Below are 13,191 nucleotides of genomic sequence, written 5' to 3' on the forward strand. Positions count from 1 at the left end.
CGGACCGGCTGCGTCAAGGGGAAGCCGAACTCAATCCGTTTCGGACAGGTAGCAATGAGCGCCGAAGGTGGGCTGCGGCGAAGTTTTCCCCGGTAATACGGGGCAGACCTATCCTTTGCCTTGAATATAGCGAGGCAGGACATGACCACTCCCCATTACGCGATCGAGGAAGTTGCCGCAGCGCAGGCCCAGAAGCACGTCACCGTGAACGAAGCCCTGCATGTCATCGATCAGGCCATGAATCTGGTGGTGTTGCGGAGAGACCTGACCGAGCCGCCCGCCGATCCTGCGGAAGGCGACAAATATGCGATCGCGTCGCCGGCATCCGGGGCGTGGACAGGCAGGGAGGGACAGATTGCCGTCCTCGTCAACGGCATCTGGCATTTCTTCACCCCGGAGACGGGATGGCGGCTCTACGATCAGGCGACGAAACAACTGCTCGTCTGGGATGGATCTGAATGGAAGCCCCTGCTTGAGACCGAGGTACCGCAGTCTTTCGGCGTCAATACGGGGGCGGATTCCTATAATCGGCTGGCCGTGAAATCCGACGCGGCGCTGTTGTCGCACGACGATGTCACACCCGGCTCGGGCGACATGCGCCTCGTCGTGAACAAGAAGACCCAGGGCAATACCGCATCGCTGATTTTTCAGACCAGCTACTCCGGGCGCGCCGAGGTCGGTAATTCCGGTTCGGACGCTCTGGAACTGAAGGCCTCGGCCGACGGTGCGGCCTGGGTCGACAGCCTGCTGCTCGACCCCGCCGGTCACACGTTTCGTGTCACATTGAACGGTCAGGAACGCAGCCGATGGACCGCGGCAGGGCTCGGGATCGGTACCTTGTCGCCAACGTCACTTCTTGACGTGAACTCGGACAGGATGCGCCTGCGCAATCCCCGAACGCCGGCGTCACCAACAGATTCCGGCAATCAGGGCGACATCTGCTGGGATGCGAATTTCGTCTATGTCTGCACGGCCGCCAACACATGGCGTCGTGCTGCACTGAGTACCTGGTGAGAGGATAGGGAACGGGCACGCGGAGAAGCCACGTGCCCGCCCGGGTACTTGCTGCCGTTATGCCGCGCGTACGTTGGCGAGGAACTTCTGCAGTTCGCCGTTTAGCAACTGCGACTGGGTCGCAAGGTCACGGGCGGAAGCAAGCACCTGGCTTGCCGCCGAACTCGACGCCTGTGCAGCTTCGGTAACTCCGGCAATATTGGCGGTGACTTCGTTCGTGCCGATTGCCGCCTGCTGGATGTTGCGCGCCACTTCTGTCGTTGTGGCCCCTTGTTCCTCGACCGCTGCGACGATTGCCGACGCAATCTGGCTGATATCGCCGATCGTGCTGCCGATGCTGGAAATCGCGGTTGCCGCTTCTCCCGTCGACGTCTGCATGCTCGTGATCTGGGCCGCGATCTCCGCCGTTGCGCGCCCAGTCTGTTCCGCCAGCCCCTTGACTTCCTGGGCGACGACGGCAAAGCCCTTGCCTGCTTCGCCGGCGCGTGCGGCTTCGATGGTGGCATTGAGCGCCAGGAGGTTTGTCTGCGCGGCGATATCCTCGATCAGGCCGACGATCGCGCCTATCTTTTCGGCATCGCTCTGCAGTCCGGTCATGCGGGCATTGGTGTTGGCGGCCTGTGTCACGGCACGTGAGGCGACTTCGGTCGACTGATCGACCTGACGCCCGATTTCGGCTGCCGATCCGGCAAGCTCCTCAACCGCTTCAGCAACAGTGCGCACGTTTGCCGCTGCCTGGCTGGCGGCCGAAGCGACGGCTGCTGCCTGCGCATTCGTTTCCTCAGCGGAAGACGTGAGGGTTTCGGCGGCCTGCTGCAACTCTCTTGCCGCCTTCGATACGCCGTCGACGACCTGGCCTACTGCCTGCTCGAACTCGTCGGCCATGCGCGTGCGCTGCGCCCGCCGTTCTTCCCGGACCAGCAACTCGGCTTGGGTTTGCTGATTCAGTTCCTCCCTTGCACGGTCGACCGCCTTCCGCTTGATTGCCGCCACGGCCCGGCCGAGGTCGCCGATCTCGTCGGTGCGGCGGGCCTCGGTGATCTCCACGTCGAATTCGCCTTCGGCGATACGGACAAGCGTGGCTCCGAGGCGGCGCAACGGCCGCACCAACTGGGCGAAGCCGATATAGCTTGCAATCAGAACGCCAAGAACGAACCCAACGCCCGCCGTCACTAGGACGATCCTCATCATCAAATTTTTAAAGGATGCGATCTCGGAACGGATTGAGTCGAGGTTAGCCTGGTTGAGTTTGACGAGTTCGTCGATCTCGGCTTGATAGGACTTGCGATTGGCGCGGTTTGCTTCGTTATTGCCTTGTTCGTTGGCCGCTTCGGGGCCGACTTCGGTTCCAAGCCGGGCGGTTTCCGAACGGAATGCGCGAAACTCCTTCGTGCGGCGCACGACCTGGTCGAACGCCTGACGCCCCTCCAGCGGGACTATCTTCTCCCAGATCTCAAGGTGTTGGTCGATCAGGTCCAGGTTCTTCATAAGGCCCTGGGCGAACTTGGCGGCCTCTTGGCGGCCTCCCGAGGCGTAAATGCCGCGGGATTCCATGACCACCGCCGTCACGAGCCTGTTCAGATGCTCGCCGTTATAGGCCCTTTGGGATGCATTTTCGAAATCGGCGAGCTGAGCGTCATACTCGGAAATCACGTGCAGCGTGGCACCAACGATCAGTGCCACCACGAAACCCATTGCGGCGACGATCATGTAGATCTTGCCGCTTATACCCAGTCCGTTTCGCCGCTGCTGTGAGACTGCGTCTGTCATGCTCATGTTTTCCATCCAGCCACGTGTTTGAGCCGCGTGGATCACAACCACTTGATCCATCAGACATTTTCAGAAATCATCAAGGGTGGAAGCTAATTCGCGGTTGATGGCGGCATGCATATTGCGCGTGAGACAGTGCATGAAATGAGCGCTTTCGGTTCATTTCCGCCAGGACGCCGGTAGGCATGAACGGTTCGCATTCAAGGGCGTGGCGACTGCCATGTATCGTGGACCAGGCGGATACCCGGCCGTCCGCTGGGGTCGGCGCAAAACTCGACGCCCTCGGCCGACAAAGCCGCTACCAGGGCGGAAATCGTTCCTCGGCGTACGGCGCTATCCCGGCGCCGCGACTCGACGCGGCGGATCGTCGACTCCGATACGCCCGATGCGCGGGCCAGTTCCGGGATCGACCAATTCACCAGTCCCCTTGCCGCGCGAAACAACGCGCCACCAATATTTTCCGGCAGTGCGGCCCGGCAGGAAGGCTCCGCCTGCCGCTCGGCGTTGGCCCGATATCTTTGCTCCCACAATATGCGCGCCCGTTCGGCTTCGCGACGCTCGGTCTGATCGACGAAAACGCCCGCCGCCCGCAGCGGCGCGCCCACATCTCCGTGGATGGTCTCGAAACGGAAATGCAGCCAGCGCAGGCTGCCGTCGGCGCGTAAGATCCTGCATTCGTGGTCAATCAGGAGCATGTCGCGCAGGGACTGAGCGATATCGGGCAAGAGCTGCCGGTCGATCGGGTGAATGAGATCGGCGAAGACTGCAAAGGACGGCTTCACGTCTTGTGGCGACAGACCAAGCATGCGGTAAAGCCCGGGTGACCAGACATCCACGCCTTCGGCCAAATTGCAGGACCAGGTGCCGATCTCGGCGGTTTCCTCGATGAGCTTCAGATAGTGGTAGGAAGAAAAGCCGGTAGGCCGGTTGCGGGTCAATCGCATGGCGATACCATGTTCGAGCGTCCGCGTGCCAAGCGCTCAGATATTTTCCGCAAGTGCGGTCGCCAGGATGGATGAAAGCGTGTCGTCTTCGGCATTCTTATGAAACGGCTTTTGAGCGTGGAATGAAATGTGACAATGAAAATAGAGGCTTCTTGCGTTGCAGCAAAGGGTTGCGCCGCCGCCATTACCGCTTGTGATAGGCCGGAAGGAGGTAGACCCGCCTTGTTTTGAGAAAGCCGGCCATGCTACAGGCGAAGCGATGCTTTTGCGGGCTTCGCGCTTTCCAATGAGTTGAGGGCGAATGCCTAATCAAAAGCCATAGATTTCAATGGCTTAGGTACGTTCTTGCTGGATCGCCGCGATCTGACGGGAACTGGCCTGGCCGCAATCTTCAAAGCCGAGGAGATGCCCCTGTGACCGCCCGTCCAATCAAGCCGGAAAGCACACTGGGCAGGACGATCGAGAGATTGGCGTCGCGCCAGTCGCGGATCGGGATCATCGGCCTTGGCTATGTCGGCTTGCCACTCGCCGCGCGTTTCAGCGAAGTCGGCTTCGCCATCACCGGTTTCGATGTCGATGCGGGGAAGATCGCCGAGCTCAATCGCGATAACGGCTTCACCAAATATGTTGGCCGCGAGACGGTGCAGGTGCGCTTCGAAACCGACTTCCTGGCGACCGACGACTTTGCAAGAACGGCCGAATGCGACGCGCTGATCATCTGCGTGCCGACGCCGCTCGGCAAATACCACGACCCGGATATCGGCTATATTCTCGACGCCGCGCGGCGCATCCACCCGTATTTGCGCGAAGGGCAGATCGTTGCGCTGGAAAGCACGACTTACCCCGGCACGACAGAAGGCGACATGTTGCCGGAACTCCTGCGCGAAGGACTTTCGGTGGGCGAGGATTTCTTCGTCGTCTATTCGCCGGAGCGCGAAGACCCCGGCAATGCCAAGTTCGATATCCGAAGCATTCCCAAGGTGGTATCCGGGGTTACGGAAAACTGTCTTGCCGCTGCCGAGGCGCTCTATGGCGCGGCGGTCGATAATCTCGTGCCGGTTTCCTCCACCCGTGTCGCGGAGATGACCAAGCTGCTGGAAAACATCCATCGCAGCGTCAATATCGGCCTCGTCAACGAGATGAAGACTGTGGCAGACCGGATGGGGATCGATATATTCGAGGTGATCCGTGCCGCCGCCACCAAGCCCTTCGGCTTCACGCCCTACTACCCGGGACCGGGCGTCGGCGGCCACTGCATTCCGGTCGATCCGTTCTATCTGACCTGGAAGGCGCGCGAATACGGCATTCACACCCACTTCATCGAGCTTGCCGGCGAGATCAATCAGGCGATGCCGGATTTCGTCGTCGAGAAGCTGATGCATGCCCTGAACGAGGAAGGCAAGGCGCTCAAGGGCGCGCGCGTTCTCGTGCTCGGCGTCTCCTTCAAGAAGAATATCGACGACATGCGGGAATCGCCGAGCCTGCACGTGATCGAGGGGATCGCGGCAAAGGGTGGCAGGGTTTCCTATGCCGATCCTTTCGTGCCGCGTCTGAAAGCGGGGCACGGCGTTTCGTCGTCCTACGAAAGCCTGCACGCGGATGCGGCGACGATTGCCGCGCATGACGCCGTGGTGATCGCGACCGACCACGACAATTTCGATTACGATATGATCCTGCGGGAAGCGCGGCTGATCATCGACACGCGCGGCCGGTATCCGGCAACGGAAGCGAAGGTGACACGGGCCTGAGCTTGCGCTTGCAGCAGGGGAGGCGCGAAAGATGCGGATCGAATATCGCCCCATGAGCAAGGAGGACCTTGCGCTTGCGGTCGACTGGGCAGCGCATGAAGGCTGGAATCCCGGTCTGGAGGATGTCGAGGCGTTCTATGCTGCGGATCCCGGCGGCTACCTCATGGCCTATGCCAACGGAGAACCGGCGGCTTCAATCTCCATCGTTCGATATGGGGAGAGCTTCGCCTTTCTGGGGCTCTACATCACCCGCAAGGACTTGCGCGGGCAGGGCATCGGCCATGGCCTGTGGCGGCACGCGATTGCCAGCCTCGGCGACAGGACCATCGGCCTCGATGGCGTTGTCGAGCAACAGCCGAACTACCGGAAATCGGGTTTCGAATACGCTCATCGCAATGTGCGCATGAGCGGCATTTCCACGGCCGACATGCCGGTCGATCAGCGCATCGCAACGATCGGGAGGGGGCTTCATCGGACTGTCGTTTCCCACGATCGCGAGCATTTCCCCGAAGAGAGGGAGAATTTCCTGAAGGAATGGCTGGCTCCGGGCAGCGCCTCCCGTCGCGGATTTGCGGTCGTCGAAGACGGCGACATGAAGGGTTACGGGACGATTCGCGCCTGTCGGGACGGCTTCAAGATCGGTCCGTTGTTCGCCGAAGGCGAGGAGGTTGCCGATCTTCTGTTCCGCGCTCTTGCCGGAAGCGTGAGAGGGCAGGAAGTTATCCTTGATATTCCGGAGCCGAATGCAGGAGCCCAGGCGCTTGCGGAGCGCTATGAGCTTTCCCCGGTCTTCGAGACGGCGCGGATGTACAAAGGCAAGCCGCCAAAGCTGCCGCTGGAGCGGATCTTCGGTATCACCACTTTCGAACTCGGATAGGACTACGCCTTCATGCTGGCGCATCTCGACCGCTATCGTGCCTTCCTTCCCTATCCTCCGGCAGAGGTCGTGAGCGCGCCAACGGGCCCGCTTGCCGGCTTGCGCCTGGCAGTAAAGGATCTTTTCGACGTTGCGGGATATCCAACCGGTTGCGGCAACCCCCTGAAGCTGGCCGCAAGCGGCATCAAGCAGGACCATGCGCCGGTGGTGAAGCGCCTGCTCGATGCCGGTGCAGAGTTCTGCGGCAAGACCCATACCGACGAACTCGCCTGGTCGCTTTACGGGGTGAACGCGCATTTCGGGACACCGGTGAACCCTGTCGCGCCAGACCATATTCCCGGTGGTTCGTCTTCCGGCTCCGCCGCCGCTGTCGCCGGGCATCTTGCCGACATAGCCCTTGGCACGGACACGGGCGGCTCGGTGCGAGCGCCTGCTGCATTCTGCGGGCTGTGGGGCATTCGACCGACGCACGGCCGGGTCGCGCTCGACGGCTGCATGGCGCTGGCTCCAAGCTTCGATACCTGCGGCTTTTTCGCCCGGGATGGCGAAACGCTGAAGCTGGTTGCTGATGTGCTGATGGATGCGGATGAAGCGCCTTTTTCGAAGCAGAGGCTGTTGCTTCCTCAAGACCTGCTCGCGGGTGTCTCCGGCGAGGGGAGCAATCTGGTCGATCTGGCCTTACGGCGGATCGGGACTGTGTTCGGGCCGCTGGAAAGGGTGTCTGTCTATGACGGGCAGCGTGAAGCGCTTTATTCCGCCTTCCGCAACATCCAGGCCTCCGAGGTGCTTGCCATTCACGGTGAGTGGCAGGAGACGATGCATCCTCCGCTCGGTCCCGGCATTGCCGAGCGTTTTGCCTATGCCCGGTCACTGTCGTCCCATGCGGTGAGGGCCGCCGAGGAGTTGCGTATGGACTTCACCCGGCAAATGAAGGAGTTGCTCGGCCCGAACGGCATCGTAATTTCGCCGGTCGTGCATGATGCGCCGCTGAGGCTCAATGCGGGAGAGGCAGCGTTCGACAGCTATCGCCATGACGCCATGAAGCTTCTGTGCGTCGCTGGACTCGCCGGGTTGCCGCAGGTCGTTTTTCCGCTTGGGCGAGCGAATGGCGCGCCGTTCGGGCTTTCGGTGATCGGTCCGCGCAACTCCGATCGCAGCCTTATTGAGGTAGCGCGGAACATTTCGGAGGCTGTCGTTTGAGCCACGGAATTCTGCGAGACCTGGCGGGGACGGTCTCTTGGAATTGTCACAATTCTGTCATTTCCTCCGCCCGCTCGATGCCGTTAGGTGAGAGCATCAGACTCACGAATTCTTCTCTAGGCGCGCTTGCTGCGTTGCCAGGGATATTATTGGCGACCGATATTGCGGTCGCCTGTGCAAGGCCGGACACATGACAACTCTTCGCCAATTCGACGCGTCAGCCTCCGAAGCGGGTTCCCAATCGGTAATGCTGAAAGCGGTCTTCTACGTGGCGCTGCCTACCATTGCCTTTGTCCTGCTGTTTTGGACGGCATTCACCCATCTGGATTTCTACCACGCCAGTCTGGAGCGGGAGACCGGCTGGCTGGAGATTTCGCATATCATCCTGCCGCTTATCGCAGCCGGCATGGCATTGCGGCTCGTTCTGAAGTTCCGCAAGGACCGCCAGTGGACGCTGATGGCAATCGCCGGTCTCGCGGTCCTGGCCGGCCTCTTTATCGCCGGAGAAGAGGCAAGCTACGGTCAGCATTTCTTCAAGTGGAAGGCGACCGGCGTCTTTGAAGAACTGAATGACCAGCAGGAGACGAACCTGCACAACATCGGCACGTGGTTCGACCAGAAACCGCGCGCCCTGCTCGAAGTGATCACCATCCTGGCAGGACTGGTGGTTCCCTTCATGCAGGAGAGGGTGAGAGGATGGCTGCCGCGCGTCTTCAAGCCCTTCGTGACGGGCTTCTGGTTCATGCCGATCGCAATCCTCATCCAGCTAAGCGAGGTGCCGAAGCGGCTCGGACTGATGGCTGCGGGCTATTTTCCTGCCGTTCGCTACAGCGAAATCCAGGAATGCTTTCTCTATTACTTCCTAATCCTGGCCCTGTGGCATGTGGCCGAGCGCTACAGGCTGGCCCGCGCGGCGGGAGAGTTGTAGCGTCCGACGAGGACCGAAATGCAAGAATACGCGAAGCCGCTGCGCCTCTGGCCAGCGGCTTTTTCTCGCAATCAAGCGGGTGACAGGCCGCGCAACCGTTCCGAGCGGCGACGCAACATCTCCAGCGTGGTGAGCAGCGCGATCGACAGCGCCACCATCACCGAAGCGACTGCGAGGATCGTCGGTGAAATCTGCTCCCGCAGACCGGTGAACATCTGCCAGGGCAGGGTCTTCTGGCTGGCCGATCCGAGGAAGAGCACGACCACCACTTCGTCGAACGAGGTGATGAAGGCGAACAGCGCCCCCGACACCACGCCGGGAATGATCAACGGCATCTGAACCCGGAAGAATGTCTTGACCGGATCCGCTCCCATGCTTGCGGCCGCACGGACAAGGCTGCGGTCGAAGCCGACCAGCGTGGCCGTCACGGTGATGATGACGAAGGGCGTGCCGAGCGCGGCATGGGCCAGCACCACGCCCCAATAAGTTCCCTGCAATCCGATCCGCGAATAGAAGAAGTACATGCCAGCCGCCGAGATGATCAATGGCACGATCATCGGCGAGATCAGGATGGCCATGATCGCCGGCCGGAACGGGACGTGGCTCTGGGAAAGGCCGATCGCCGCCAGCGTACCGATGCCCGTGGCAAGCAATGTTGCGACCGGTGCGATCAGGAAGGAATTGGTCAGCGCCTGCTGCCAGTCGGGATTGGTGAAGAAGTCTTCGTAGTGCTTTAGCGAATAGCCGGCCGGCTCGAATGCAAGCATTTCCCGCGTGAAGGTGAAGAAGTCCTGGGCGTTGAAGCTCAGCGGGATGATCACCATGATCGGGAAGATCAGGAAGAAGAAAATCAGCGCGCACAGGATGCGGAAGCCGTAATACCACGTGCGCTGGCCTGCGGAGGCATAGGGAGGAAGGCCTGACATTGTTTGTCCCTATCCGAGTTTCACATTGTCGATGCCCACGATCCGGTCGTAGACGTAGAAGAGCAGCAGAACCATCGCCAGCAGGATGACGCCGAGCGCGGCCGCGAGGCCCCAGTTCAGCGACGAGGAAATGTGGTAGGCGATGCGGTTGGAAATGAAGATGCCCTCGGTACCGCCGACAAGCTCGGGCGTGATGTAGTAGCCGATCGACAGGATGAAGACGAGGATCGCGCCAGCGCCTATGCCGGGCACCGTCTGCGGGAAATAGACCCGCCAGAAAGCGGTCCAGTCCGTGGCGCCAAGGCTTTTTGCCGCCCGCACATAAGAAGGCGATATCGTTTTCATGACCGAATAGAGCGGCAGGATCATGAACGGCATGAGGATATGCGTCATGGCGATGATCGTGCCCGTCTGGTTGTTGATGAGAACCAGACGATCGGTATTCGAGACCAGGCCCGCCCATACCAGTGCGTCGTTGATGACACCCTGCTGCTGCAGCAACACCTTCCAGGCGGACGTGCGCACGAGAAGCGACGTCCAGAACGGCAGCAGGACGAGGATCATCAGCAGATTGGAATAGCGAAGCGGCAAGGTGGCCAGCAGATAGGCGATCGGATAGCCGAACAACAGGCAGGAGAAGGTGATGATGAGGCTCAGCATCATCGTGCGAGCGAACAGCAACAGATATAGCCGCTGGTTCTCGGGCTTCATTTCGATCCCGTCAGGCGTTACCTGCGCGTCAACGGCGTTGAGGAAATATCCCGCGGTGTATGGAGGCGAGAAGCGCTTCAGGATCTGCCAGGTTTTGACGTCGCCCCAGTCCTTGTCTGCATTGATGAACTGCTCGGCGTAGCTGCCGTCTTCCATGCGCTTCACGCGTCGACCGGTGGTGCGGAAGAGGCTCGACATGCCCGACGCTTCATAGTTGAGCCGCGAGCCGAGACGCGTATGCGTCTTTTCCTCCACCGCGATCAACAGATCGTCGTGGAGAGCCTGGAAGACGGTCTCGTCAGGCAGGTTGCCGGATGTTTCGTCCCATTGGGCCAGCGCCACCACGGTCTTCGGCAACGTCTCGGCGACGATCCTGTTGTCGATTGATCGAAACAGCATGTCGGCGATCGGCGCGAGGAATGTGACGACGATGAAAACGAGCAGCGGCGCGATCAGCATCAGGGACCGCAGCTTTTCGCGCCGCAAGGCGCGGGCCAGACTTGCTTTGAGCGGTTTGCCGTCCCGGGTCGTCAGGACGGGAGCTTCAGCGGTCAGGTCAGTCATGCTCGCACGCCGTTCTTGTTATGAAGGAGCGGGCAGGGGGATCGCCCCCGCCCGCCGCATTTGCTCGGATTACCGGGTCAGCCAGGCCTGGAACTTGGCGTCCAGGTCGTCGCGATGATCAGCCCACCACTCGTAGTTATAGAGGAAGGTGTTCTGCGCATTGGCCGGGTCGGTTGGCATGTGCGGTGCCATGTCGATGCCGAGTTCCGCGTGCTTGCCGACGAGAGGTGCCGAGGACTGGCGCGCCGGACCGTATGAGATGTACTTGGCCTGATCGGCGAGACGCTGCGTGTCGGTCGCGAATTTCAGGTAGTCCATCACCATCGCCAGGCGATCTTCAGGCAGCCCGGCCGGTACGATCCAGCCGTCGAGATCGAACACCTGCGCGTCCCACAGCATCTTAACCGGCTGGTCCTGCTCCTCGATCAGGGAGAAGAGGCGGCCGTTGTAGGTGGAACCGATGACGACTTCCTTGTCGGCGAGAAGCTGGGGCGTTTCGGCGCCGGCCGACCACCAGATCACCTGGTCCTTGATGGTATCGAGCTTGGCAAGAGCACGATCGACGCCTTCATCCGTTGCCAGGACGTCGTAGATTTCGTCCTTTGGCACGCCATCGCACAGGAGGGCCCACTCGACGTTGTTGATCGGGCGCTTCTCGAGCGAACGCTTGCCGGGGAAGTTCTCGAGGTCGAAGACCGCGCAGATATCCTGTGGCTCCTTGCCGTTCCACTCCGCAACGTCGGTACGATATCCGAAGGTGGTCGAGTAGACGATCTGCGGGATGTAGCAGTCCGAAACGATCATCGGGCCGAAGTCTTCCGACGCCGGAGTGCCATCGGGCGCCGGTGCCAGGGCTTCATCGTGGTTGATCTCCATGGCGAGGCCTTCGTCGCAGAGGCGGATAGCATCCGCGGCAACCACATCGACGAGATCCCAGGTGATGTTGCCGGCCTCGTTCATGGCGCGAAGCTTGGCGACCGCTTCGTTGGACGACTCATCGTTGATGATGTTGATGTCCGGATTCGCGGCCATGTACGGCTTGTGATAGGCGTTGTTCTGGCTTGCGGAGTAGGCTCCACCCCAGGAGACGATCGTCATGTCCTTCGCCACCGCCGTGCCGCCGATCAGCGCACAGGCGGTTGTTGCTAGAATCAAAGCTTTCAATCTCATGCTCTTTTCCCCTTATCCGGTTTTTTAGGTTGAAGGTCAGGCGTTTGGTTCTTGTGTTCTCCTGCCTTTCGATAAACGCCCTCCGGCGAAGAGGACGCGGATTTCGTGCAGTGATGTCGTTGCCGCCTTGCCCGGGACCGCATCGGTGGCGCGGCCTTGCGCCCAGTGCCTGATTACTGGACGAGGTCGAGGGCCTTGCAGTCGGCGGCGGCCCAGCCGATCTCGATATCCTGGCCTTCGGCGAGCCGGCGGCGTTCGCCGCGGTTGCGGACCTTGACGATGAAGTCGTTATTGCCTGCAACGCTCATGCGGATCCGGATATGGTCGCCGAGATAGATCAGTTCCTCGATCCTTCCGGTGACCTTGTTGTCCATGCCGCCATTGGGTTCCAGTTCGACACGCTCGGGCCTGAGCGACAGCGTCGTGCCCTTGCCGACGCCATCGACGTTGACTTTCTCGGCCCTGAGCTCGGTGCCGTCGGCAAGTGCGACCTGACATGTGGCGCCGTTAAGCTCCTTGACGGTGCCCGTGAGCTTGTTGTTCTCGCCGATGAACTGCGCGACGAAGGAGTTCTGCGGATTTTCGTAGAGATCGTCCGGTCCCGAAAGCTGCTGGATGACGCCGTCGTTGAAGACGGCGATGCGGTCCGACATGGTCAGCGCTTCCGACTGGTCGTGCGTGACATAGACGACGGAAACGCCGAGGCTCTCGTGGATGTGCTTGATCTCGTACTGCATCTGCTCGCGCAGCTGCTTGTCGAGCGCTCCAAGCGGCTCGTCCATCAGCACGAGATCCGGCTCGAAGACCAGCGCGCGGGCCACGGCGACGCGTTGCTGCTGGCCGCCTGAAAGCTGCGCCGGGCGGCGGGCGCCGAAACCGGCCAGTTCGACCATTTCCAGGGCGCGCTTGACCTTGGCTTCCTGTTCCGCCCTGCCGATCTTGCGCACCTGCAGCGGGAAGGCGAGGTTCTCCGCCACCGTCATATGCGGGAAAAGGGCGTAGTTCTGGAACACCATGCCGATGCCGCGCTTGTGCGGCGGCACGTTGTTGATCGGTTTTCCGTTCAGGAAAATCTCGCCATGAGTGGCGGCTTCGAAACCGGCCAGCATCATCAGGCAGGTGGTCTTGCCGGAACCGGAAGGTCCCAGCATCGTGAGAAACTCGCCGCGTTTGATGTCGAGATTTAGGTTTTTTACGACCAGCGAGACACCGTCATAGGACTTTTGAACCTCGCGGAAGGAAACAATTGAATCCTGATCGTCCACGGCCTGCTACCTGTCCCCCATCGTCTCGCCAGAGCAGCATGTTGCCGCTCTATTTTATCGTTGATCTGCTCTCC

11 protein-coding genes are annotated in these 13,191 nt (G+C 60.9%); 5 read left to right on the top strand and 6 right to left on the bottom strand.

The window, feature by feature from the left end:
* Nucleotides 1-204 precede the first annotated feature (204 nt).
* Nucleotides 205-1,014, top strand: coding sequence for a DUF2793 domain-containing protein (locus H2509_RS19555; protein WP_182168158.1), 810 nt, complete (start codon nt 205-207; stop codon nt 1,012-1,014).
* A 57-nt stretch (nt 1,015-1,071) separates the two neighbouring features.
* Here H2509_RS19555 and H2509_RS19560 read toward each other — a convergent pair whose 3' ends face one another.
* Nucleotides 1,072-2,790 carry a methyl-accepting chemotaxis protein gene (locus H2509_RS19560; RefSeq protein WP_182168159.1) on the bottom strand — a complete coding sequence of 573 codons (1,719 nt, stop codon included), beginning with the start codon at nt 2,788-2,790 and terminating at the stop codon, nt 1,072-1,074.
* A 194-nt stretch (nt 2,791-2,984) separates the two neighbouring features.
* Nucleotides 2,985-3,728 carry a PAS domain-containing protein gene (locus H2509_RS19565; RefSeq protein WP_182168160.1) on the bottom strand — a complete coding sequence of 248 codons (744 nt, stop codon included), beginning with the start codon at nt 3,726-3,728 and terminating at the stop codon, nt 2,985-2,987.
* Between the two features lie 413 nt (nt 3,729-4,141).
* On the opposite strand from H2509_RS19565, the gene H2509_RS19570 reads away from it, so the two are divergent.
* The 4 genes from H2509_RS19570 (at nt 4,142) to H2509_RS19585 (ending at nt 8,481) form a co-directional block, all read left to right on the top strand.
* Entirely contained in the window at nt 4,142-5,476 is a 1,335-nt protein-coding gene (locus H2509_RS19570; RefSeq protein WP_328805133.1) for a nucleotide sugar dehydrogenase, read from the top strand.
* Nucleotides 5,477-5,528: 52 nt separating this feature from the next.
* The gene (locus tag H2509_RS19575; RefSeq protein WP_235975121.1) at nt 5,529-6,353 is read left to right on the top strand and encodes a GNAT family N-acetyltransferase; all 825 of its coding nucleotides are present in this window, start codon (nt 5,529-5,531) and stop codon (nt 6,351-6,353) included.
* A 12-nt stretch (nt 6,354-6,365) separates the two neighbouring features.
* Nucleotides 6,366-7,553, top strand: coding sequence for an amidase (locus tag H2509_RS19580; protein ID WP_182168162.1), 1,188 nt, complete (start codon nt 6,366-6,368; stop codon nt 7,551-7,553).
* Nucleotides 7,554-7,743: 190 nt separating this feature from the next.
* A complete protein-coding gene (locus H2509_RS19585; protein ID WP_182168163.1) occupies nt 7,744-8,481 on the top strand; it encodes a hypothetical protein in 738 nt (245 codons plus the stop codon).
* Nucleotides 8,482-8,552: 71 nt separating this feature from the next.
* Here the strand turns inward: H2509_RS19585 and H2509_RS19590 are convergent, their stop codons facing one another.
* The 4 genes from H2509_RS19590 to H2509_RS19605 form a co-directional block, all read right to left on the bottom strand.
* Nucleotides 8,553-9,407: an ABC transporter permease gene (locus H2509_RS19590; protein ID WP_182168164.1), complete on the bottom strand. Its 855-nt coding sequence runs from the start codon at nt 9,405-9,407 to the stop codon at nt 8,553-8,555.
* 9 nt (nt 9,408-9,416) lie between these two features.
* The gene (locus tag H2509_RS19595; RefSeq protein WP_182168165.1) at nt 9,417-10,682 is read right to left on the bottom strand and encodes an ABC transporter permease; all 1,266 of its coding nucleotides are present in this window, start codon (nt 10,680-10,682) and stop codon (nt 9,417-9,419) included.
* A gap of 69 nt (nt 10,683-10,751) precedes the next feature.
* Nucleotides 10,752-11,852, bottom strand: coding sequence for an extracellular solute-binding protein (locus H2509_RS19600; RefSeq protein WP_182168166.1), 1,101 nt, complete (start codon nt 11,850-11,852; stop codon nt 10,752-10,754).
* A 173-nt stretch (nt 11,853-12,025) separates the two neighbouring features.
* A complete protein-coding gene (locus H2509_RS19605) occupies nt 12,026-13,117 on the bottom strand; it encodes an ABC transporter ATP-binding protein (protein ID WP_182168167.1) in 1,092 nt (363 codons plus the stop codon).
* Nucleotides 13,118-13,191 lie beyond the last annotated feature (74 nt).

The organism is Stappia albiluteola (genome assembly GCF_014050225.1).
GTDB classification, from domain to species: domain Bacteria; phylum Pseudomonadota; class Alphaproteobacteria; order Rhizobiales; family Stappiaceae; genus Hongsoonwoonella; species Hongsoonwoonella albiluteola.